The sequence below is a fragment of the Nocardiopsis sp. NPDC049922 genome, assembly GCF_040660275.1.
Classification (GTDB): domain Bacteria; phylum Actinomycetota; class Actinomycetes; order Streptosporangiales; family Streptosporangiaceae; genus Nocardiopsis.
In genome coordinates this window covers 320,088-340,707 of the sequence record NZ_JBFAME010000005.1, presented here as the reverse complement: position 1 = coordinate 340,707, position 20,620 = coordinate 320,088, and the positions used below count along the sequence as shown (strand labels likewise).

Genomic DNA, 20,620 nt, shown 5'->3' with positions numbered 1-20,620 from the left:
CGGGCTCCGTTGCGTTCCCGACGTGGTCGTGTTCCTGGTGTGACGGGTGCGACGCGTGGCCTCACCGGTCCCGTGCGGGTGGGACGGTTACGGGGCGGACGTGAGGTCCACTCCGCTGTAGGCCGACAGCTTGCTCAGCCGGTGCTCGCTGAGCACCTGGCGGACGGTACCACTCCGGCCGCGCATGACGAGCGAGTCCGTGATGACCCGGGAGGACTCGTAGCGCACCCCGCCGACCAACTCGCCGTCGGTGATGCCCGTCGCCGCGAAGAACACGTCGTCGGAGGAGACGAGGTCGTCGGTGCTCAGCACGCGGTCCAGATCGTGGCCGGCGGCGATCGCCTTCTGGCGCTCCGGCTCGTCCTTGGGCCACAGGCGGCCCTGGATGACACCGCCCAGGCACTTCATCGCGCAGGCGGCGATGATGCCCTCCGGGGTCCCGCCGATGCCGAGCAGCAGGTCCACACCGGTCCCGGCGCGGGCGGCCATGATCGCGCCCGCGACGTCGCCGTCACGGATGAACTTGATGCGCGCGCCCGCGTCCCGCACGTCCTGGACGATCTGCTTGTGGCGGGGGCGGTCCAGGATGACCACCGTGACGTCCTGCGGCGACTTGCCCTTGGCCCGCGCGACCGCGCGGATGTTGTCACCCACCGGAGCGGCGATGTCGACGACCTCGGCGGCCTCCGGGCCGGTGGCGAGCTTCTCCATGTAGAACACCGCGGACGGGTCGAACATGGTGTGCCGGGGGCTCACCGCGATCACGGCGATCGCGTTGGGCATGCCCATGGCGGTGAGCGTGGTGCCGTCGATCGGGTCGACCGCCACGTCCCACTCCTGGCCGCCGCCGTCGCCGACGCGCTCACCGTTGAAGAGCATGGGGGCGTCGTCCTTCTCGCCCTCGCCGATGACCACGGTGCCGTTCATCGAGACGGTGCTGATCATGTGCCGCATGCCGCGCACGGCGGCGCCGTCCGCGCCGATCTTGTCCCCCTTGCCGACCCAGCGGGCGGCGGCCAGCGCGGCCGTCTCGGTGACGCGGACGAGTTCGAGCGCGAGGTTGCGGTCGGGGGCAGGGGCGGTGGCGGTGGGGGACGCGGGCGAGCCGCTGGCCTGCGACATGGAGTGACACCTTTCGTCAGGGATCGGGGCGGGGCTTCGGCACCTAGGGTAGTCACCCGACGTGATCCCCGGCTGCTGTGGGTGCGCCGCACCAGATGACGCCGCCCGCGACGTGCCAGGTACCGTCTAGTCTGGCGGCACGCGGACTGGAGTGAGGGCATGACAGTGGACAAGACGGACAAGCCCGCGCGGGTGTCCCCGCGTGGCGCGGCCACCCGTAGTGCTCTGCTCGGGGCGGCGGCCCAGGTCTTCAACACCGTGGGCTTCGCGAAGGCGGGCGTGAGCGAGGTCGTCGCGGTGGCGGGCGCCAGTGTCGGCAGCCTGTACCACCACTTCACGGGCAAGGCCGACCTGTACCTGGCCCTGTACGAGGAGTTCCAGCAGCGGCAGCAGGAGCGCACCCACCAGGCGGTGGTGGACGCCCGCGCGGCCGGTGAGAGCGACCCCACACGGCTGATGAACATCGCCGCCCGTGCCTACCTGCTGGGATGCATCGAGGAGCGGGACACGGCACGGCTGTTCTTCAGCGGCGACGGCCCGCCCGGATTCGACTACCAGCTGCGCGCGCGGCTCACCCAGTGGACCGACCGCAACGTGGCGCTGTTCCGCAAGGCCGACGAGCCGGTGGACGAGGCGCTGCTGATCGTGGTGAGCGGCGCGATGCTGCTGGCCGTGGCCGAGGTCGTGCGCCGCGACGACGCGGACGCGCACGCTCTGGCCGACGACATCACGCGGCTGCTCGCCAAGCTGGAGCCCGGGCGCCGGGAGTGACGACGGGGGCCAGACCGACCCCGGGTCAGAGAGGTCCGGGACCTGCGGCAAGCTGGGGTGCGTCATGAGTGAGTACAGCCGGTCCAACGCGACCTTCGTCAACTACGCCATCTCCCTCGGGATCGTCGTCGGCATCCTCCTGGTGATGGCGTTCGTGGTCTCCACCCGCTCCGGCGAGCGCATCCCGACCGTGGACTACCGTCCCGACATCGACGTCCTGCGCGAGGCGGCCGACTACCCGGTGACCGTCCCGTCGGAGGACCTTCCGGCCCAGGGGTGGACGCCCACCAGTTCGACCCTCGACACGAGCGGTCCCGTCGAGTGGAGCGTCGGCTACGCCACGGCGGCGGACAGCCACGCCAGGTTCGTCCAGAGCGACGCCGATCCGGACGGGTTCGTGGCCGAGCAGGTCCGCGACGCGGAGGAGGTCGGCACGGTCGCGGTGGGCGGACGCGAGTGGGACCACCACGAGTCCGATGATTGGGGCGCGCTCGTCCTGTACGAGGAGGACGTGACCCTGGTCGTCGCGGGCAGCGCGGACGTCGACGAGCTCGCCCGCCTGGCCGAGGGGCTGGAGACCGACGACGACGGTGACGACGCGTCCGAGGAGCCGGAGGACGACTGAGCGGAGCGTCCCCGGTGCCCGCCCCTTCCGGAGGTCACCGCACGGCGACGGCCCCCGCCGATCGGCGGGGGCCGTCTCGCGTGTGGACTACTCGGCGCGCAGGTCGCGGCGGAGCTCCTTGGGCAGCGAGAAGGTCAGGGTCTCGTCGGCCGTGGTCACCGGGGTGACCGAGTCGTAGCCGCGCGCGGACAGCTTGTCGAGCAGCTCGCGGACCAGGATGTCCGGCACGGACGCGCCGCTGGTGACGCCGACCGTGGTCACGCCCTCCAGCCAGGCGTCGTCCATGAGCGACGCGTTGTCGATGAGGTGGGCGGCGTCGGCGCCGGCGTCGAGGGCGACCTCGACCAGGCGGACCGAGTTCGACGAGTTGTCGGAGCCGACCACGATGACCAGCTCGCACTCGGGGGCCATGGCCTTGACCGCGTCCTGGCGGTTGGACGTGGCGTAGCAGATGTCGTCGCTGGGCGGGTCGAGCAGGTTGGGGAACCGGTCGCGGAGCGCGTTCACGGTCTGGGTCGTCTCGTCGACCGACAGCGTCGTCTGCGACAGCCAGGAGACGTTGTTCGGGTCCCGGACCTGGACCTTGTCCACCTCGTCCGGGCTCTCCACGATCTGGATGTGCTCGGGGGCCTCACCGCTGGTGCCCTCGACCTCCTCGTGGCCGATGTGGCCGATGAGGATGATGTCCCGGTCCTCGGCCGCGAAGCGCTTGGCCTCCTTGTGGACCTTGGTCACGAGCGGGCAGGTGGCGTCGATGGTCTTGAGCTTGCGCCGCTCGGCCTGTTCGTGGACGGCGGGGGACACACCGTGCGCGGAGAAGACGACGATGGCGCCCTCGGGCACCTCCTCGGTCTCCTCGACGAAGATCGCGCCGCGCTCCTCCAGGGTGCGCACCACGTGGGTGTTGTGCACGATCTGCTTGCGCACGTAGATCGGTGCGCCGTACTGCTCCAGGGCCTTCTCGACGGTGATGACCGCGCGGTCGACACCGGCGCAGTATCCGCGGGGGTTGGCGAGCAGGACACGGCGTTGGTTCGTCGCAGTGGTCGTCGCAGTCATGTCCTCCATCCTAGGTGTCCCGAGCGGTTCCCGGGGCGGATGTGGGAGAGGGCACTGACGTGGACGTTCTCCGGACCGGTCCGGACGGGGGCCGTGTGAGGGTCGGGCCGGGGCGGACGGGAGGGCGAAACGTCGCCCGTTCTCCCTCGACGTGGCGAAATCGTTCACTTATCCCCTGCTCATGGTGATCCTCCCTCCTCTATCCTGGTTCACCATCGCATCCGATCGACGGTTCGCCCCCAACACGGCCTTGCTGGTTTGCTGGACGCGCGCCGCTCGCCCACCCGCCGAAAGCATCAGGAGCCCCCGTCCTATGTCGAATCCGACCGTCGCCACGAAGCTGCTGACCCTGGTCAAGGGGATCTTCGGGCGCAAGGAGGCCATGCCCGTCACCGCTCCCGCGAAGGCGGCCGAGCCCGCCGCGCCCCGGAGCGCCGAGCCGCAGGAACCCCCGGCCGCCGAGGCGCCCCCCGCGAGCGAGGCTCCCGAGGCCGCCGCCACGGAGCGCCCGGCCGCCGAGGAGGCCGGGGAGTCCGCGAAGGCCGACGCTCCGGAGAGGACCGAGGACTCCGCTTCCGAGGAGGCCGTGGCCGTCGCGGAGGAGACCGCCGCCGAGACCGCGGCGGGCGACGACGCTCCCGCCTCCGTCGACGAGACCTCGCCCGAGTCCCCCGCGCCCGCGACGGCCGACCTCCAGGAGAGGAGCGCGGAGATCGCCGAGGAGATCGCGGTCGCCGAGGCCCACACCGAGGTCGCCAGCGACGAGGTCCTGGAGCGGGTCCGCAAGGAGGCGGCCCCCAGCGCGGACGAGCTCGCCGTCCCCACCTACGACGACCTCACGCTGCCCTCGATCCGTGCCCGCCTGCGCAAGCTCACCATCGGCCAGGTCCGCGACCTGCGCGCCTACGAGGTCGCGCACCAGGGTCGGCCCGAGTTCATCAAGATGTACGACAACCGCATCGCCAAGCTGGAGTCCGCCGAGTGACCGCTCCCGTCGCGGCGGGGCCGCCCCGCCGTTCCGGCGGCCCCGCCGGGGGTGCGCTCAGGCGCCCGTGATCGCGCGCAGCGCGGCCACGTGGGTGCGGTAGGCGGACCGCCCCTCCTTGGTGAGGGAGAGCCACACGCGCTGTCGTCGGTCCCGTGTGGCCCGGCTCTGGTCCAGGTAGCCCTTGTCCGTCAGGACGCTCACGTGTTTGCTGAGGACCGATGCGCTCACCTCCAGGCGCGCCTGGACGGTGGCGAACTCGACCCGGTCGGCGGCGTCGAGCATCGCGCAGATCCGCAGCCGCTGGGGTGCGTGGATCGTCGCGTTGAAACCGTCGTCCGACTCGGCGCTCAACGGTTCCCGCCCTCCTGGTAGTAGGGGCTGGTGCGGCGGTGGTACGGACCGAACAGGGCGATGGCGGCGCCCAGCCCGACGGTCGCGGCGACCCAGGCCCACGGGGTGCCGTAGGCGAGGTACAGCCCGATCCCTCCGAGGACCGGGAACAGGGACCAGATCGCGATGGGCCGCAGTTCCTCGAAGGTCAGCCACCGGAAGACCCCCATCTGGTTCACGCCGACCCGCATCAGCACGACGGTCGCGGCCATGAACACGGCCAGACCGAGCAGGTACACGGCGAGCCACACGCCAGTGCGGGGGATGACGAACAGCAGTCCGTAGGGGGCGACGATCAGTCCGAGCACCGGGTAGTACCAGGCGGGCACCCTCACGGCACGCGTCGTCTCCTGGGCCTCCTCCACCTCGCGCAGCGCGGCGGCCGCCTCCTCGGGGGTCGGACGGGGGGTCACGGGTTCAGTTTCCATGCTGGAAACTTAGCCGCTGACTTTCCATGTCGTCAACTGAGGATCCGTCCGGCCGCGGGCCGCGTCGTGCGGGGTTGTCGGCGGCCTCCCGTAGGGTCGTTCGGTATGGGGATGGAGAGTTCCGCCGAGGCGCCGCAGCCGGTACGCGTCGTGCTGAGCGCCGTCGGCAACTGGATCAACCGCCTGGGCCGGATCTGGGTCGAGGGCCAGATCGCCGAGCTCAACCGGCGTGGCCGCATGGCGTACATGACCCTGCGCGACCCCGTCGCCAACGTGTCCGTGCGCGTCGTGTGCCAGACCTCGGTCCTGGACGCGCAGAGCCCGCCGCCCGAGGCCGGGGCGCGCGTGGTCGTCCACGCCAAGCCCGACTTCTACGAGGTGCGCGGCACCTTCTCGCTGCGCGCGTTGGAGATCCGCCACGTCGGTCTCGGCGAACTCCTCGCCCGGCTCGACCAGCTGCGCCGCACCCTGGCGGCCGAGGGTCTGTTCGCCGCCGAACGCAAACGCCCGCTGCCGTTCCTGCCCAACACGGTCGGCCTCATCTGCGGCCGTGACTCGGCGGCCGAGCGGGACGTGCTGGAGAACGGCCGCCGCCGCTGGCCCGCCGTGCGCTTCGAGGTCCGTCCCGTCGCCGTGCAGGGCGACCGCGCGGTCCGCGAGGTCATGGAGGCGCTCAAGGAGCTGGACTCGCACCCGGACGTCGACGTCATCGTCATCGCGCGCGGCGGCGGCTCCCTGGAGGACCTGCTGCCGTTCTCCGACGAGGCGCTGGTCCGGGCGGTGGCCGCCGCGGGGACGCCGGTGGTGAGCGCGATCGGGCACGAGCAGGACGCCCCGCTGCTGGACCACGTCGCCGACCTGCGCGCCTCCACGCCCACCGACGCCGCCAAGCGGACCGTCCCCGACGTGGGGGAGCAGTTGGAGATCATCCGGCAGCTGCGCGACCGGGGACGCCGGGTCATCCGGGGCGGAGTGGAGCGTGAACTCGCCTGGTTGCGGGGCATCCGCTCGCGTCCGGCGCTGGCCAGCCCCGTCCGCGAGATCGACCGCCTCACCGAACAGGTCCTGGAACTGCGCGACCGCGCCCGTCGCAGCCTGACCGTCTCCCTGGACCGGGCGGGCGAGGGGCTCGGGCACACGCGGGCCCGCCTGCACGCCCTGTCCCCGGCCACCACCCTGGCGCGGGGCTACGCCATCGTGCAGCGCGGGGACGGGTCGGTGGTCCGGTCCGCGGCCGAGCCGAGCGTGGGGGAGTCCCTGCGCGTGCGCTTCGCCGAGGACAGCCTGACGGCGACCGTGGACGCGATCCACACCGAGGACACCGGGCGCCCCGGGCGAACCGGAGACACCGAACGCACGGACGACACCGAGCACACCACGGAGGGGGAGTAGACATGGCGAAGCGGGTCGACGACCAGGACACGGCGAACGCCGAGCCCGAGCTCAGCTACGAGGAGAGCCGGGAGGAGCTGAACAACGTCGTCCGACAGTTGGAGTCCGGCGGTCTCAGCCTCAAGGACTCCCTCGCGCTGTGGGAGCGCGGCGAGGAGCTGGCACGCGTGTGCGAACAGTGGCTGGAGGGAGCCCGCGCCAAGCTGGCCGCCGCCATGGACGAACGTCAGGGTGAGGCCTCCGAGAACGACGACGCCCCCTTCTAGGCGTCCCCCGCCGCCGGGCGGACGTCCCCTCGGGGGCGCTACCGCCGACCGTTGACGTCGTCGCTCAGCTCGCGGATGTTGCCGGGCAACCCTCGGAAGACCCCGATCACCAGCACCAGCGCCGTGCCCAGGAACAGCCACGGGGCCACCTCCGCCAGGCGCGAGGCCAGACCCAGCGTCAGCACGCGGGCGAAACCCTCGTTGCCCAACGCGATCAGGCTCTCGGCGGCGGCCACGGCGACGAAGTAGGCGATGGGCGGGCTGACCGACAGCGACAGCAGGTCGCTCGGCCGGACCAGTGACGCGGTGACCAGGCACGCGGTGGTGAAGGCCAGCCCCGGGGCCGCGGGGGCGGACGTCCAGTGCGCGATCATCGTCCCGGCGAAGCTGAGGACGCAGATCAGCAGCACCCCGCCCCGGCCGGTCAGGCGGGGCGGCCGCCGCTCGGGCGCCGAGGGTGGTGGATCCGTACGGTTGGACTTCGTGGCGCGAGGGACGTCCCGTCCGCGGCCGCGGGGCCGTACGGAGTGCGGTGGGTGTCCGGGCCTCGGACCATCCGCCTTCCGCGGGGGCATGACCGTGCGCCTCCCAAGTGTGTTACTCACAGTGTTCAGTGTGTCACTTCACGTGAGTCTTCGGTGACTTTTCCTTGGATCGTGTCGCCATTTCGGCTGGTTGCCCCATCCGCGACGAACACGTCTTCCACCCGTTGGACACCGGGTTGGGGCGTGATGGTTCCGCCTGGATCCGGTGCCACACCGGCGGAGCGGTACCTTCTGGACCCGTTTGGGTCTGACCCTTGTTCGCGTTAACCTCGCGCCGAATTTCGTCGCGGGCTGTGATCGACGCGGTGACGGACATTCCTTATTCAACCATTTCAGGTGCGGACAGTTCGGGCGCGGCTGTCGTGCGCGGACGCTCCTCCACACCCGACGGCCGTTCCAGCTCGCCGTCCGCCAACCCGAGTTCGTTGAACCGGCGGGCGGTCACCAGGACCCGGCTCTCCAGGGAGCCCACCGTCTGGTTGTACGCGCTCACCGTCCGGCCCAACGCCCGGCCCAGGCCCTCCACGTGCCCGCCCAGTGTGCTGAGGCGGCTGTGCAGCAGCTTGCCCAGTTCGAACACCTCCCGCGCGTTCTCGCTCAGCGCCTCCTGCTGCCACGCGTACTGCGCGGTGCGCAGCAGGGAGATCAGCGTCGTCGGCGTGGCGATGTGCACCCGCCGCGCCATCGCGTGCTCCAGCAGCCCCGGATCGCGCTCCAGGGCGGGGGCCAGGAACGCCTCCCCTGGAACGAACAGCACGACGAACTCCGGCGCCGGGGCGAAGGCCGCCCAGTACGACTTCGCCGCCAACTGGCCGACGTGGGTGCGCAGCTGCCTGGAGTGGGCGCGCATCCGCTCGTCCGAGACCGCCTCGTCCTCGGACTCGACCGCGTCCAGGTAGGCGGCCAGCGGCACCTTGGCGTCCACGACGATGTTCTTGCCGCCCGCCAGGCGCACCACCATGTCCGGGCGGAGGGCGCCGTCGCCCGTGCTCGCCTGCTCGTCGAAGTCGCAGTGCGCGGACATCCCCGCCAGCTCCGCCACCCTGCGCAGTTGCAGCTCGCCCCACCGTCCGCGTGCCTCCGGCCGCCGCAGCGCGGTCACCAGCGCCCGCGTCTGGTCCCGCAGGCGCTCGGAGCCCTCACGCACCAGCTCGACCTGCTTGGCGAGCTCGGCGTGGGCGGCGGCCCGCCCAGCGTCCGCCTCGCGCAGCTGTGTCTCCACCCGGTTGAGCGTGGCGGTCAGCGGTTCGACCATGCGCTCCACTGCGCGGCGCCGCTCGTCGAGGTCGCCCCCGGCCTCGGCGCTGACCGCGCGCAGCCGCCCCTCGGCCAGTTCGAGGAAGCGCTGGTTGGTCTGGTCCAGTGCCTGTGCCGACAGCGCGCGGAACCGGTCGGCCAGCTGTTCCTCGACGTAGGCGGCGCGCTCCTCGGCCGCACGGGCGTTCGCGCGGTCCTCGGCCGAACGGCCGCGGGCCAGGGCCCAACCGACCGCGACCCCGAGGGCCAGACCGACGAGGAGCACGAGAACGAGAACGAGGGCGTCCATGTCGCTCATGGTGTCAGGAGCGGCCGGATTCCGGAGGCGCGCCACGCAGGACATCGGTGAGGAGTCCCACCAAGGCCGGCATGTCCACCGAATCCGGGTCGTAGAGCCACTGGAGCTGGATGCCGTCCATGGCGGCGGTGAGGAGGGCCGCGGCCTGGTCGGGGGTGGCGCCGCTCGGCAGCCGGTCCCCGTGTTCGGCGCGCAGGGTGCGCGCGAGTTGCTCGCGGACGCGCGCGTAGCGGTCGCGGACGTAGTCGGAGGCGGGGTGGTCACCGGTCAGGCCCTCGGCGGTGAGCAGGCTGTGCAGGCGGACCACCTCGGGGCGGCGGGCGTTGCGTTCGGCGAGTTCGACGACGGCGGCGGTCTCGTCGAGGCCGTCGAGTTCGCGGACGTCGACCTCGTCGCGCCGGGCGAGCGCGGCGATGAGCAGGGCCTCCCTGCTGGGGAAGTGGTGCAGCACGCCCTGCTGGCTCAGCCCGACCCGGCGCGCGACGGCGGCGAGCGAGGTGCCCTGCACACCGGACTCGGCGAACTCGGCCAGCGCGGCGTCGAGGATCTCGTCCCGGCGTCCGGTCGCGGGCGGGCGGCCGCGTCCCCGTCGGGTCGGTGCGGGAGTGGGTTCGGGCTCGGTCATCGGGGCCAGGCTACTCGCGGGGGCTTCACACGCTCAGCTTAAGCGTTTAATCTGAGGTCAGTGTTTTGCTGAATGACCGGTAGGTAAATTCCTTCCGTGTCCCCGACGCACCCGTGGGAGAGACATGACCGCACCGACCGACGCCGACCTGGCCCGCGAACGGCGGGTCGACGCCGCACTGGCCGCCCTCGACCTCGAAGCCAAGGTCCGCCTGCTCTCCGGCGACTCCATGTGGGCCGTCGCCGCCAACCCCGCCATCGGTCTCGGCCGCCTCGTCATGTCCGACGGGCCCGTCGGCGTGCGCGGCGAGCGCTGGACCCCCGACGACCCCTCCATCCAGCTGCCCAGCCCCACCGCCATCGCCGCCACCTGGGACCGCGACCTCGTGCGCACCGCCGGGCACCTGCTCGCCCAGGAGGCCCGGCGCAAGGGGGTCCACGTCCTGCTCGCCCCGGCCGTCAACATGCACCGCTCCCCGCTGGGCGGACGCCACTTCGAGACGTTCTCCGAGGACCCCTACCTCACCGGGGAGATCGGCGCCGCCTACGTCCTGGGCGTCCAGGACGGCGGGGTCGGCACCACCGTCAAGCACTTCGTCGCCAACGACTCCGAGACCGACCGTTTCACCGTGGACGTGCGCGCCGATGAGCGGACGCTGCGCGAGATCTACCTCGCCCCCTTCGAGCGCATCGTCGCCCTCGCGCGGCCCTGGGGCGTCATGGCCGCGTACAACAAGGTCAACGGCACGACGATGACCGAGCACCTCGACCTCAACTCCGTGCTGCGCGACGAATGGGGCTTCGACGGGTTCATCGTCTCGGACTGGACCGCCGCCCGCGACACCGTCCGCGACTGCCTGGCGGGGCTCGACGTGGCCATGCCCGGACCCAACACGGTCTACGGCCAGCACCTCGTCGACGCCGTCCGCGACGGTCGCGTTCCGGAGAAGGCGGTGGACGCGCTCGCCCGACGCGTCCTGCTGCTCGCCGCCCGCGTGGGCCTGCTGGAGGGGGCCGAACCCGTCGTCGCCCCCGCCGACCGGCCGTCGGGGCTGGACGGGCGCGCCGTCGCCCGCGAGATCGCCACCCGGTCCTTCGTGCTGCTGCGCAACGAGCGCGAGGCGCTGCCCGTCGACCCGGCCCGGACGCGAAGGGTCGCGCTCATCGGCCTGGCCGCCTCCGAGGCCCGCACCAGCGGTGGCGGCAGCGCCAGCGTGTTCGCCGAGCGCACGGTCACTCCGCTGGAGGGGCTGCGGGCCGCCCTGCCCGAGGGCGTGGAGCTGACCTACGCGGTGGGCGCCGACCCGCGCGCGAACCTGCCCGCCGTGGCGGCGCCGATGACCGCCGCGTTCCTGGCCGCCGACGGCCGGGTGCTGACCACGGAGTCGCTGCCCGACGGCACCGCCCGCTGGATCGGGGAGCTGCCCGGCGGCGTGGCCAACGCCGAGCTGGACCGGGTCGAGGTGAGCGGGGCCTTCACGCCGGAGGCGACCGGCGAGCACGTCTTCGGGATCTCGGGCGCCGGGCGCTACGTCCTCACGGTCGGCGGCGACGTCGTCTTCGACGGTGAGCTGCACTTCGAGGGCGACGACCCGGGCGCGGCGATGTTCGACCCGCCCACGACCACCGTCCCGGTGGAGTTGACCGCGGGTGAGGAGGTCCGGGTCAGCGTGGTCAAGACCCACCAGGACCTGGGGATGGGCGATTTCACCTTCATCGGCTTCACCCTCACCCACCGGGGGCCGATGGCCGACGACGACGAGCTGATCGCGGAGGCGGTCGAGGCGGCTCGGGGCGCCGACGTCGCCGTCGTCCTGGTGGCCACGACGGCGGAGGTCGAGTCGGAGGGCTTCGACCGCTCCGACCTGCGGCTGCCCGGGCGCCAGGACGAGCTGGTCGCGCGGGTCGCGGAGGTCAACGAGCGCACCGTGGTCGTGGTCAACGCCGGTGCGCCGGTGGACATGCCCTGGCGGGAGGACGTGTCGGCGATCCTCCTGACCTGGTTCGGCGGTCAGGAGGTCGGCGGGGCGCTCGCGGACGTGCTGCTCGGCGACCGGGACCCGTCCGGGCGCCTGCCCACGACGTGGCCGGTCGCGGCGGAGGACGTGCCGGTGCTGGAGGTGGCGCCCACCGACGGCGTGCTGGACTACACCGAGGGGGTGTTCGTGGGCTACCGGGCCTGGGAGCGCACCGGGACCGCCCCGGCGTTCTGCTTCGGGCACGGGCTGTCCTACACGGAGTGGCGCTATGACTCCGTGGACGTCGAGCTGGCCGGACCCGACACCGAGGGGGACGACCTGGCCGAGGTGCGGGTACGGGTGACCAACGTCGGCGAGCGCGACGGCGACGAGGTCGTGCAGGTCTACCTGGCGCCGCGCGAGCCCGGGGACCGGCCCGCGCGCGTGCTGGCCGGGTTCGCGACCGTGCGCGCGGCGGCGGGAGCGACGGTCGAGGCCGTGGTCACGGTGCCGCGCGACGCGATCCGCACGTGGGCGGCCGACGCCGACGAGTGGGAGTACGTGGCGGGGGCGTACGAGCTGCTGGTCGGCCGCTCGTACCAGGACACCCGCCTGTCCGTCCCCGTCGAGCTGCGCTGATCGGGGGTCCGTCCCGGTCGACCCGCGTGGACGGGACTCCGCCCGTCGACGTCCGTTGACCGTGCCCCGCCCGGCCGCCGTGTGCCGACCAGCACCCGGCCGTGCGGGGCCCGTACCGCGTCCCGGGCGGGCGGGTGCCGTGCCCTCGGGTGGGCCGGTGCCGCGCCCCCGGGTGGGCGGGTGTCGCGTCCCGGGCGGGCCGGTGTCGTGTCTCCGGGCGGGGCCCGTGTCGTGTCCCCGAGCGGGCAGGTGCCGCGCCCCCGCTCAGGTCGCGTTGTCCACAGGTAGCCGGACAGGGCTGGCGGATCGGGGCTCCACCGTGGTCCTCTGACCTATAAGGGGGATCTCAATCGTCCCCGCCATGCCGTGTGCCCACCGACCCGAGCGTTCCGCCCAGGTCGTCGACGAGTGGTCCTCGACGAGTGGCCGGGGGCGGGCGCGTCGGTGGGCATGCCGATGCCGGGCGGGCTGTGAGCGCCCCCAAATACGACTAAACCACGGTCGCGGTCTGCCCTGCCAGGCCCATTCCCGGAACTGTGGACAGCCAGGGGTCGGGTGCGACACGGCTTCCCCGCCCCGGTCGCCCGCGGGCACCCCGTCCAAGCCGTCCGTGCCCTCCCCGCCCTGGCTGTTCGGGCATTCCGCCCGCCCCGCCCGCGGGCACCCCACCCGGCCGTCCAGCCGCCGGCCCTACGTCTCCCGCTGTACCAGGACCGGCGTCCAGGGGGACAGGTGGACCTCGGCGCGGCCCCGGACCGCGTCGACGATCCGCCGCGCCGTGGCCTCGGGGTCCTCCGACTCCATGCGCACGCTCGTCAGCCGCGGCCGCAGCATCTGGCACAGCATCACGTCGTCCGCGCCCACCAGCGCGACCTGCTCGGGGACCCGCACGCCCGCGTCCACCAGCGCGCCGAGCAGCAGCCCGCTGAACTCGTCGTTGTAGCCGAACACCCCGTCGGGCAGCCCCTCCTCGAGCCACGTCCCGACGAGTTCCGCCGCGCTCTCGGGTGTCCAGTCCATGTCGTGGCGCCGAACGGTGACCTCGGATCCGGTCCCCGAACCAACTCCGGCCCCCGACCCGGACTCCTCGGCCACCCCGGCTCCGGACCGCACGCCCGCCAAGCGCCGCTCACCCATCTGGCGCAGCACGTCCTGCCCGGGCACGACCGAGGCGATGTCGCGACAGCCCCGCTCGACCAGGTGGCGTCCGGCGATCTCACCCAGCCCGTGGTGGTCCATGGTCAGCGTGGACACGCCCAGCTCCTTGGCTCGCCCGGAGGACGTGCCCACCGCGATCACCCGGATGTCGGCCTTGCGCAGCAGCTCGATCCCCGCCGGGGTGAGCCGGTCGTCCCCGGCGATGACGGCGGACGGACGCATGCCCGCCCACGACCGCGCGGCCTTCACCCCCCGACTGCGCTCCGGCCCGTACTGCATGAGCGTGTAACCCAGCTCCCGCAGCCCGCGCGACAGGTCGTGCAGGAACCGCGACGCCAGCGGCCCCTGGACGACGTCCATCTGCACGTACAGCACGAGGTCGCTGCTGCCGGTGCGCAGCGATCGGGCACTGGCATGCGGGACGTAGCCCAGCTCGTCGGCGACGGACCGCACGCGCGACCGCGTCGCCTCCGGGATGCGCGCCCCCGGGGTGTCGTTGAGGACGTACGACACGGTCGCGGTCGACACGCCCGCGCGCTTGGCGATGTCGGTGATGGTGGCGGGTCGGGGGCGGATGGAAGTCATGGACCTATCTTGCCCTGCCTGTCGGGGCCGGAGCCCGGCGGAGGTTTCCGGCGGGACCGGCGTGTGTGAACTGCCGATGTCGAATCTATTGACAAGGTTAAACGCGTAACCTAGCTTAAACGCGTAACCAACGCCTGAACAGGCGTTTCTTCGTCACACAGGTTCACGCCAGGGAGACACCACATGTCCGAGCACGCTTCCCCCAGGCCGGACGCGCGGGGGTCCGCCCCCACCCAGGCCCCCACCCCACCCACCGGACGGCGTGGCCTCGGCCGCCTCATCCCGCTCCTGGGTGTGGGCAACCTCGCCGTCTACGCCTTCTACCTCGGCATCGGAGCGGTTCTGCTCCCCCTCCAGGTCCAGGCGCTCACCCCCGGCGACGAGCAGGCCGCCGTCGCCAACCTCGGCCTGGTCGGCGGGATCGCCGCCGTCTTCGGCACCGTCTTCAACCCGATCGGCGGTGCGCTCTCCGACCGCACCCGCACCCGCTGGGGGCGCCGCAACCCCTGGCTCCTCGGCGGCGCGCTCGCCGCGTTCGTCCTCGTGTTCGTCCTGGGCTACGCCGACTCGCTCCTGATGATCGTGATCGGCTGGTGCCTGGCTCAGGGCGCCATGAACCTGCACCACGCGGCGCTCACCGCGATCATCCCCGACCGCGTTCCCCACGAGCGGCGCGGCACCGCGGCCGCCGCCATGGGCATCGCGCTCTCCGTGGCGGGCGTCCTGGGCACCGGCCTCGCGGCCCTCTTCACCGCCCAGCTCCCCATCGGCTACATCGTCCTCGGCGGCATCGTCGTCGCCTCGGCGGTCCTGCTCACCTCGACCACCCACGACCCCCGAGGCGACGAGCTGCCCGAGCGCGACACCACCGCGGGCGGCAACCCCGTCGCCGCGCTGGGCCGCTTCCTGTCCGCCCTGGCCCACCGCGACTTCGCCCTGGTCTTCACCGGCCGCGCCCTGCTCTTCCTCGGCTACTTCCTCATCTTCGGCTTCCAGCTCTACATCCTCGACTACTTCATCGCGCTGCCCGAGGGCCTGGAACCCGCCGCCGCCGTCACCGTGCTCACCCTCGTGACCGCCGTGGGCACCGTCCTCACCACGGCCGTCGGCGGACCGCTCTCCGACCGCCTCGACCGCCGCAAGCTCTTCGCGCTGGTCTCGGGCGTCGTCTCCGCTCTGGCGATGCTCATCCCGTTCCTCTCGCCGACCTGGACCGGCATGCTCGTGTTCGCCGCGGTCAACGGCAGCGCGTTCGGCTGCTTCATGGCCGTGGACACCGCCCTGGCCACCCTCGTCCTGCCGAGCGACGCCGACGCGGCCCGGGACATGGGCGTCCTCAACATCGCCGCCGCCGGGCCGCAGATCATCGCCCCGTTCATCGCCTCGGCGATCATCCTCCACCTGGGCGGCTACGGGTCGCTGTTCCTGGTCGGCTCAGCCGTCGGCCTCCTGGGGGCGCTCGCCATCGTCTTCGTCCGCCAGGTGCGCTGACACCGCGCACCCCCGACCCACCCCGAACCCGTCCCCGACCACCCGCACAGGAGAGACCCATGCGACTCGCGACCCACGTGACCGGCGACGGCGACCGCACCGCCCTGCTCGTCCACGGCGCCATGTCCGACCACGGCACCTGGCATGCCCTCGAAGCCGACCTGCTCGACCGCGGCTACCGGGTGATCGGCGTCGACCTGCGCGGCCACGGGAAGAGTCCGCGCGGTGAGTACTCCGTCACGGCGCTCGGCCAGGACCTGGTCGACACCCTTCCGACCGGCGCCGACCTGGCCGTCGGTCACTCCATGGGCGGTCTGGCCCTCTCCCTGGCCGTCGATCGCCTGCGCCCGGCACGCGCGGTCTACTCCGACCCGGCGTTCCAGTTCAGCGGGGCCTCGGCGGCCGCACTCGGAGCCATGCGCCGCATGGTCGCCCAGGCCACGGCGGAGAGCGTGCGCGCCATGAACCCGCGCTGGAGCGACGCCGACGTCGAGGCCGAGCTCGTCGGGTTCGCCGCCTTCGACCCCGACTTCTTCGACGTCATCACCGAGGCGTCGGCGGAGGACCGGATGCCGAAGGAGGCCGTGGTGCCCTCCCTGGTCCAACTGGCCGACCCGAGCTTCACCGTGGGCGAGGACGGCGCCCGCCTGCTCGCCGAGCGCGGCTTCACCGTCCGGACCGTCGAGGGCGCGGGCCACTGCATCCACCGGGACGACTACCCGGCCTTCCTCGCCTCCCTCGACGGCTGGCTGTAACCACCGCACGGGCGGGGCGCCCACCGGCCGGTCAACGGGCCGTGCGCCCCGCCCGGCACACGCGCCCCGCCTTCGCCGTGCGTTCTTCGCACCGATCGCCGCCCCCTCCCACCCCGCCCGCTTCCGCCCGGACCGCTCGCGCGTCCGGACGGATCACCGCGCCCACCGCGCGTCCATCCCCCGACACGGAAGGTCATCCGTTCATGCCATCCCGCACGATCCGCCGCGCCGCCGTCCTGGCGGCACTCCCCCTCCTTGCCGCGTGCACCGCACCCGACACCTCCTCCGACCAGGCCTCGGACACCGGCGCGCCCGAGGAGTTCGCCCCCGCCTCCCTCGACGGCGTCCGGGTCCTCCTGGGCAACGACGACTCCATGCAGGCGGCCGAGGAGGACGGTTCGGACGGCCTCGGTCTGTACGAGCTGCGGTCGGCGCTGTGCGAGGCGGGCGCGGACGTCGTCGTCTTCGCACCCTGGGACTACCAGTCCAGCATGAGCAGCGCCATCTCCCACAGTGGGTCGTTCGGTCTGGGACAGCACCCCGGACTCCCCGACGAGTACGCCGGCGACTGCGCCGACGCCTCCGGTGAGGGCGCGGTCTACGGCGTCTGCGTCGAGGACGGGCCCTGCGACGAGGACTCGCCGAGCGCCACCCCGGTCGACTCCGTGAACTTCGCGCTCCGCCACGGCCTGCCGGAGCTGGTCGGCTGGGACGACGCGCCGGACCTGGTGATCTCGGGCGTCAACTCCGGTCCCAACGTGGCCACCCAGATCCCCAACTCCGGCACGGTCGGCGCGGCCCTCGCGGGACAGCTCGCCGGGATCCCGTCCATCGCGGTGAGCGCCTCGATCGACGAGGACCTGATGGTCACCCCCGAGACCTACACCGCCACCGCCGCCTTCGCCGCGGACCTCGTCGCTCGGATGCACGGCGCCGACCTGCTCACCAGTGAGTACCTGGTCAACGTCAACCACCCGCACTCCCCGGACGGAGAGCCCGCCGCCGACGTCCGGTGGACCGAGGCGGGCACCGGAACCGTCCTGCTCCCCGAGTTCTCCGGCGAGGACTCCTTCGAGCTCGGGGTGACCGTCTGCGCACCGGACACCCCGGACTGCCTGCCCGAGACGAAGGAGAACGCGGACAGCGCGGCGCTCCTCGCGGAGGGAGCGGCCTCGGTCAGCGCGCTCACCGCCGACCGCACGTACGCCTCCGGCGAGGACCCGGCCGCGGTGGAGCGCCTGGCCGCGCTGGTGGGCACCCTCGGGTCGTCCTGAGGGTTCGGCCCCGAACCGGGGCGCGGTCAGGGATTCCGCCGCGCCCCGGGCGAGCACTCCTCCAGGGCGCGCCGCCACGCGCTGACCGAGGACCAGAACGCCTCCGGGGCCGGGGAGGGGGTGAACATCCACATCCGCTCCCACGCGGGCGACGCCCGCCCGGCGATCTCCGGGCGCGGCTCGTAGGGAGGCGGACCGCTCACCGGGTACCACGTGTACTCCAGCGGGTCGAGCAGTGCCATGAGCCGCTCCTCCAGCCCCCGGTCCGGGCGCACCTTCACCAGCATCCAGGGCCGGTGGCGCCGCAGGACCTCCAGCCCGCCCGCCACCACGTCCGGTTCCGTGCCCGCCGTGTCCACCTTGAGCACCGACGGCCGGACCGACGCCTCCTCGTTCCACCGGCACAGGGTCACCACGGCCACCGGGATGTGCGCGAGGTCGGCGCGCGAGGTGTGGACGATCGTGTTGCACATGTCGTTGTGCCGGGCCCGGCGCAGGTGGGCGGTGCCGTTGTGGTTGCTCAGCGCCAGTTCCACGACGGTGAAGCCCAGGTCGGCGCTCCGGGACACCACGCGGGCCGCCGAGGCGATCTCCGGGGTGGGCTCGAAGGCGAAGACGGCGCGCTCCGTGCGCGCGCTGGCCAGGATCGAGTACACGCCCACCCCGGAGCCCACGTCGAGGACCGCGCCGGGCGGGGCGTGGTCGAGCATCGCCAGGAAGCAGGCGAGGCTGTCGGGTTCGTGCCGGGTGAAGCCCGACGCGGCCAGGCGCCGCGGGACGGTGAGGTCGCCGGGCAGGCGCAGCGCGATGCTGTCCGGACCGGTGGGAGGCGTCCCGGTCTCCAGCCGGGGCAGGACGACGGTCAGGTCCCGGTTCCACGGCGGCACCCGGGCCGGGTCGAGCCCGCCCAGCCGTCTGGGGAGGTGGACGCGGATCTGGCGCGTGGCGAAGCGCACCATGGGATAGCGGCGTACGAGTGCGCGTAGTTGGTCGGTGACCACAGTTGTCTCCCCCTGCTTCTCCCCCGGGAACGGGGTCGTGGCGCGGGATGGGGGAGCGGACCGCTCGGCGTCCCGCGACACCGGGGCGACGCCCGTCCACGGCGCCCCCGTGTGCCCCCTCCGCCCCAGGACTCCGGCGACTGTCTCGAACCTACTGCGCGTGGCGTCCCCTGCGCAGTGCGTTTCGGTGATTGGCCCCGCCCTCCGACGGCGACGGATCGGCTCGGCCGCGACGGATCTGCCCACCCGCCGGTCCGCATAGACTCTGACCTTGTGAGTCTGTCTATCGGGATCGTCGGCCTGCCCAACGTCGGCAAGTCCACCCTCTTCAACGCGCTGACCAAGAACGAAGCTCTGGCCGCGAACTACCCGTTCGCGACCATCGAGCCCAATGTCGGGGTCGTGGGTGTGCCCGATTCCCGGCTCGCCACCCTGGCCGAGATCTTCGGTTCGGCGAAGGTCCTCCCGGCGACGGTGGACTTCGTCGACATCGCGGGCATCGTGCGCGGCGCCTCGACCGGTGAGGGCCTGGGCAACAAGTTCCTCGCCAACATCCGCGAGAGCGACGCCATCTGCCAGGTGATCCGGGTCTTCGACGACCCCGACGTCACCCACGTCGACGGTGACATCGAGCCCTCGCGTGACATCGAGACCATCAACACCGAGTTGATTCTCGCCGACCTCCAGACCCTGGAGAAGGCGATTCCGCGGCTGGAGAAGGACGCCAAGCGCAACGCCAAGGACAAGGACGCCCAGGAGCTGCTCCAGACGGCGCTGGCCGCTCGCGAGATCCTCGACGACGGCACCTCGCTCTACGCGGCCGAGGGCCTGGACACGCACCGGCTGCGTGAGCTCAGCCTGCTCACCGTCAAGCCGTTCATCTACGTGTTCAACCTCGACAGCGGTGAGCTGACCAACGAGGTGCTGCGCGCGAAGCTCCAGGAGCTCGTCGCCCCGGCCGAGGCGATCTTCCTCGACGCCAAGATCGAGGCGGAGCTGGCCGAGTTGGACGAGGAGGAGGCGCAGGAGCTCCTGGAGTCCATGGGGCAGAAGGAGTCGGGACTGGCGCAGCTGGCCCGGGTCGGCTTCGACACCCTGGGCCTCCAGACCTACCTCACCGCCGGTCCCAAGGAGGCCCGTGCCTGGACCGTGCGCAAGGGCGCGACGGCTCCCGAGGCGGCCGGGGTCATCCACACCGACTTCCAGCGCGGCTTCATCAAGGCCGAGGTGGTCTCCTACGACGACCTGGTGGAGGCGGGCGACATGCAGGCGGCCCGCGCCGCCGGCCGGGTCCGTATGGAGGGCAAGGACTACGTCATGGCCGACGGCGACGTGGTGGAGTTCCGCTTCAACGTCTGACACACGGCGCCACCGCGCTGATCCGGTGGTCACGAAATCCGAAAGGGTCCGCCCCCGTGGGGGTGGACCCTTTCGCTCGTGCCGTGCCGGATGGGCGACGGGCCGCCCGTGCCGACTCCCTCCGTGTCGTGACGGGCGTCGTTACACGGTGCCCGACTTCGCGATGGCGGCCTCCTTGGCGACCCGGCCGCTGGCCGAGCCCAGCTTCTCGATCTCCTTCACGACGTCCATGCCCTCGACGACCTCGCCGAAGACGACGTGCTTGCCGTCCAGCCAGGGGGTGGGGACGGTGGTGATGAAGAACTGGGAGCCGTTGGTGTTCCTGCCCGCGTTCGCCATGGACAGGAGGCCGGGCCGGTCGTGCTTGCGTTCGAAGTTCTCGTCGTTGAAGGTCTCTCCGTAGATGCTTCGGCCGCCGGTGCCGTCGCCCTTGTCGAAGTCGCCGCCCTGCAGCATGAATGCCGGGATGACGCGGTGGAACGAGGAACCCTCGTAACCGAAGCCGTGCTCTCCGGTGGCGAGCTCCCGGAAGTTCCGCGCGGTCTCGGGCACCACGTCGTCGTACAGCGTGAAGACGATCCTGCCGGCGGGCTGACCGTCGATGGTGATGTCGAAGAAGACGTTGCTCATGGCGC

The 20,620-nt window shown here is 72.3% G+C and carries 20 protein-coding genes; 10 read left to right on the top strand and 10 right to left on the bottom strand.

Features of this window, described 5'->3' with window-relative positions; genetic code table 11:
• Positions 1 to 87: 87 nt before the first annotated feature.
• A complete protein-coding gene (gene glpX / locus AB0I72_RS12555; RefSeq protein WP_358566493.1) occupies positions 88 to 1,122 on the bottom strand; it encodes a class II fructose-bisphosphatase in 1,035 nt (344 codons plus the stop codon).
• Between the two features lie 165 nt (positions 1,123 to 1,287).
• Between glpX and AB0I72_RS12550 the strand changes: the two genes are divergently transcribed.
• Together AB0I72_RS12550 and AB0I72_RS12545 are read left to right on the top strand one after the other, a co-directional pair.
• Positions 1,288 to 1,893: a TetR/AcrR family transcriptional regulator gene (locus AB0I72_RS12550; protein ID WP_358566684.1), complete on the top strand. Its 606-nt coding sequence runs from the start codon at positions 1,288 to 1,290 to the stop codon at positions 1,891 to 1,893.
• A 64-nt stretch (positions 1,894 to 1,957) separates the two neighbouring features.
• Positions 1,958 to 2,518, top strand: a complete 561-nt coding sequence (locus tag AB0I72_RS12545) for a DUF4245 domain-containing protein (RefSeq protein WP_358566490.1) — start codon at positions 1,958 to 1,960, stop codon at positions 2,516 to 2,518.
• Between the two features lie 87 nt (positions 2,519 to 2,605).
• Here AB0I72_RS12545 and AB0I72_RS12540 read toward each other — a convergent pair whose 3' ends face one another.
• Positions 2,606 to 3,577 carry a 4-hydroxy-3-methylbut-2-enyl diphosphate reductase gene (locus tag AB0I72_RS12540; RefSeq protein ID WP_358566488.1) on the bottom strand — a complete coding sequence of 324 codons (972 nt, stop codon included), beginning with the start codon at positions 3,575 to 3,577 and terminating at the stop codon, positions 2,606 to 2,608.
• Positions 3,578 to 3,890: 313 nt separating this feature from the next.
• On the opposite strand from AB0I72_RS12540, the gene AB0I72_RS12535 reads away from it, so the two are divergent.
• Positions 3,891 to 4,562 (top strand): hypothetical protein, encoded by a 672-nt coding sequence (locus AB0I72_RS12535; RefSeq protein ID WP_358566485.1) that lies wholly within the window; start codon positions 3,891 to 3,893, stop codon positions 4,560 to 4,562.
• A 57-nt stretch (positions 4,563 to 4,619) separates the two neighbouring features.
• On the opposite strand, the gene AB0I72_RS12530 is transcribed toward AB0I72_RS12535, so the two are convergent.
• On the bottom strand, positions 4,620 to 4,916 hold the full coding sequence (locus AB0I72_RS12530; RefSeq protein ID WP_358566482.1) for a transcriptional regulator: 297 nt from the start codon (positions 4,914 to 4,916) through the stop codon (positions 4,620 to 4,622).
• The gene (locus tag AB0I72_RS12525) at positions 4,913 to 5,383 is read right to left on the bottom strand and encodes a hypothetical protein (protein WP_358566479.1); all 471 of its coding nucleotides are present in this window, start codon (positions 5,381 to 5,383) and stop codon (positions 4,913 to 4,915) included. Before AB0I72_RS12525 ends, AB0I72_RS12530 begins: the two co-directional genes overlap by 4 nt.
• 105 nt (positions 5,384 to 5,488) lie before the next feature.
• Between AB0I72_RS12525 and xseA the strand changes: the two genes are divergently transcribed.
• On the top strand, positions 5,489 to 6,775 hold the full coding sequence (gene xseA, locus AB0I72_RS12520) for an exodeoxyribonuclease VII large subunit (protein ID WP_358566476.1): 1,287 nt from the start codon (positions 5,489 to 5,491) through the stop codon (positions 6,773 to 6,775).
• Between the two features lie 2 nt (positions 6,776 to 6,777).
• Positions 6,778 to 7,041 (top strand): exodeoxyribonuclease VII small subunit, encoded by a 264-nt coding sequence (locus AB0I72_RS12515; RefSeq protein WP_358566473.1) that lies wholly within the window; start codon positions 6,778 to 6,780, stop codon positions 7,039 to 7,041.
• A gap of 38 nt (positions 7,042 to 7,079) precedes the next feature.
• On the opposite strand, the gene AB0I72_RS12510 is transcribed toward AB0I72_RS12515, so the two are convergent.
• The 3 genes from AB0I72_RS12510 to AB0I72_RS12500 all read right to left on the bottom strand — a co-directional run bounded on the left by AB0I72_RS12510 (position 7,080) and on the right by AB0I72_RS12500 (position 9,766).
• Entirely contained in the window at positions 7,080 to 7,616 is a 537-nt protein-coding gene (locus AB0I72_RS12510; RefSeq protein WP_358566470.1) for a DUF6542 domain-containing protein, read from the bottom strand.
• Between the two features lie 289 nt (positions 7,617 to 7,905).
• A complete protein-coding gene (locus AB0I72_RS12505; protein WP_358566467.1) occupies positions 7,906 to 9,132 on the bottom strand; it encodes a DNA recombination protein RmuC in 1,227 nt (408 codons plus the stop codon).
• 13 nt (positions 9,133 to 9,145) lie between these two features.
• The gene (locus AB0I72_RS12500) at positions 9,146 to 9,766 is read right to left on the bottom strand and encodes a TetR/AcrR family transcriptional regulator (protein ID WP_358566464.1); all 621 of its coding nucleotides are present in this window, start codon (positions 9,764 to 9,766) and stop codon (positions 9,146 to 9,148) included.
• 124 nt (positions 9,767 to 9,890) lie between these two features.
• Between AB0I72_RS12500 and AB0I72_RS12495 the strand changes: the two genes are divergently transcribed.
• Positions 9,891 to 12,362, top strand: coding sequence for a glycoside hydrolase family 3 C-terminal domain-containing protein (locus AB0I72_RS12495; RefSeq protein ID WP_358566461.1), 2,472 nt, complete (start codon positions 9,891 to 9,893; stop codon positions 12,360 to 12,362).
• A 690-nt stretch (positions 12,363 to 13,052) separates the two neighbouring features.
• On the opposite strand, the gene AB0I72_RS12490 is transcribed toward AB0I72_RS12495, so the two are convergent.
• Complete coding sequence (locus tag AB0I72_RS12490; protein WP_358566458.1) at positions 13,053 to 14,105, bottom strand: LacI family DNA-binding transcriptional regulator; 1,053 nt, start codon at positions 14,103 to 14,105, stop codon at positions 13,053 to 13,055.
• Positions 14,106 to 14,288: 183 nt separating this feature from the next.
• On the opposite strand from AB0I72_RS12490, the gene AB0I72_RS12485 reads away from it, so the two are divergent.
• The 3 genes from AB0I72_RS12485 (at position 14,289) to AB0I72_RS12475 (ending at position 17,625) form a co-directional block, all read left to right on the top strand.
• The gene (locus AB0I72_RS12485) at positions 14,289 to 15,596 is read left to right on the top strand and encodes an MFS transporter (protein ID WP_358566456.1); all 1,308 of its coding nucleotides are present in this window, start codon (positions 14,289 to 14,291) and stop codon (positions 15,594 to 15,596) included.
• A 59-nt stretch (positions 15,597 to 15,655) separates the two neighbouring features.
• A complete protein-coding gene (locus tag AB0I72_RS12480; RefSeq protein WP_358566453.1) occupies positions 15,656 to 16,351 on the top strand; it encodes an alpha/beta hydrolase in 696 nt (231 codons plus the stop codon).
• A gap of 203 nt (positions 16,352 to 16,554) precedes the next feature.
• On the top strand, positions 16,555 to 17,625 hold the full coding sequence (locus tag AB0I72_RS12475; RefSeq protein ID WP_358566450.1) for a 5'/3'-nucleotidase SurE: 1,071 nt from the start codon (positions 16,555 to 16,557) through the stop codon (positions 17,623 to 17,625).
• 26 nt (positions 17,626 to 17,651) lie between these two features.
• Here the strand turns inward: AB0I72_RS12475 and AB0I72_RS12470 are convergent, their stop codons facing one another.
• Entirely contained in the window at positions 17,652 to 18,626 is a 975-nt protein-coding gene (locus tag AB0I72_RS12470) for an FkbM family methyltransferase (RefSeq protein WP_358566447.1), read from the bottom strand.
• A gap of 273 nt (positions 18,627 to 18,899) precedes the next feature.
• Between AB0I72_RS12470 and ychF the strand changes: the two genes are divergently transcribed.
• Positions 18,900 to 19,985, top strand: a complete 1,086-nt coding sequence (gene ychF / locus AB0I72_RS12465; RefSeq protein WP_358566444.1) for a redox-regulated ATPase YchF — start codon at positions 18,900 to 18,902, stop codon at positions 19,983 to 19,985.
• A 141-nt stretch (positions 19,986 to 20,126) separates the two neighbouring features.
• On the opposite strand, the gene AB0I72_RS12460 is transcribed toward ychF, so the two are convergent.
• On the bottom strand, positions 20,127 to 20,615 hold the full coding sequence (locus AB0I72_RS12460; protein WP_358566441.1) for a peptidylprolyl isomerase: 489 nt from the start codon (positions 20,613 to 20,615) through the stop codon (positions 20,127 to 20,129).
• Between the last annotated feature and the right edge of the window lie 5 nt (positions 20,616 to 20,620).

Excerpts from the sequence above, each read along its gene's own strand:
- AB0I72_RS12490 (WP_358566458.1), bottom strand. The coding sequence starts at position 14,105 with ATGACTTCCATCCGCCCCCGACCCGCCACCATCACCGACATCGCCAAG.
- AB0I72_RS12480 (WP_358566453.1), top strand. The coding sequence starts at position 15,656 with ATGCGACTCGCGACCCACGTGACCGGCGACGGCGACCGCACCGCCCTG.
- AB0I72_RS12495 (WP_358566461.1), top strand. The coding sequence starts at position 9,891 with ATGACCGCACCGACCGACGCCGACCTGGCCCGCGAACGGCGGGTCGAC.
- xseA (WP_358566476.1), top strand. The coding sequence starts at position 5,489 with ATGGGGATGGAGAGTTCCGCCGAGGCGCCGCAGCCGGTACGCGTCGTG.
- AB0I72_RS12510 (WP_358566470.1), bottom strand. The coding sequence starts at position 7,616 with ATGCCCCCGCGGAAGGCGGATGGTCCGAGGCCCGGACACCCACCGCAC.
- AB0I72_RS12460 (WP_358566441.1), bottom strand. The coding sequence starts at position 20,615 with ATGAGCAACGTCTTCTTCGACATCACCATCGACGGTCAGCCCGCCGGC.
- AB0I72_RS12525 (WP_358566479.1), bottom strand. The coding sequence starts at position 5,383 with ATGGAAACTGAACCCGTGACCCCCCGTCCGACCCCCGAGGAGGCGGCC.
- AB0I72_RS12515 (WP_358566473.1), top strand. The coding sequence starts at position 6,778 with ATGGCGAAGCGGGTCGACGACCAGGACACGGCGAACGCCGAGCCCGAG.
- AB0I72_RS12505 (WP_358566467.1), bottom strand. The coding sequence starts at position 9,132 with ATGGACGCCCTCGTTCTCGTTCTCGTGCTCCTCGTCGGTCTGGCCCTC.
- AB0I72_RS12545 (WP_358566490.1), top strand. The coding sequence starts at position 1,958 with ATGAGTGAGTACAGCCGGTCCAACGCGACCTTCGTCAACTACGCCATC.
- AB0I72_RS12540 (WP_358566488.1), bottom strand. The coding sequence starts at position 3,577 with ATGACTGCGACGACCACTGCGACGAACCAACGCCGTGTCCTGCTCGCC.
- AB0I72_RS12500 (WP_358566464.1), bottom strand. The coding sequence starts at position 9,766 with ATGACCGAGCCCGAACCCACTCCCGCACCGACCCGACGGGGACGCGGC.
- AB0I72_RS12485 (WP_358566456.1), top strand. The coding sequence starts at position 14,289 with ATGTCCGAGCACGCTTCCCCCAGGCCGGACGCGCGGGGGTCCGCCCCC.
- AB0I72_RS12475 (WP_358566450.1), top strand. The coding sequence starts at position 16,555 with ATGCCATCCCGCACGATCCGCCGCGCCGCCGTCCTGGCGGCACTCCCC.
- AB0I72_RS12535 (WP_358566485.1), top strand. The coding sequence starts at position 3,891 with ATGTCGAATCCGACCGTCGCCACGAAGCTGCTGACCCTGGTCAAGGGG.
- glpX (WP_358566493.1), bottom strand. The coding sequence starts at position 1,122 with ATGTCGCAGGCCAGCGGCTCGCCCGCGTCCCCCACCGCCACCGCCCCT.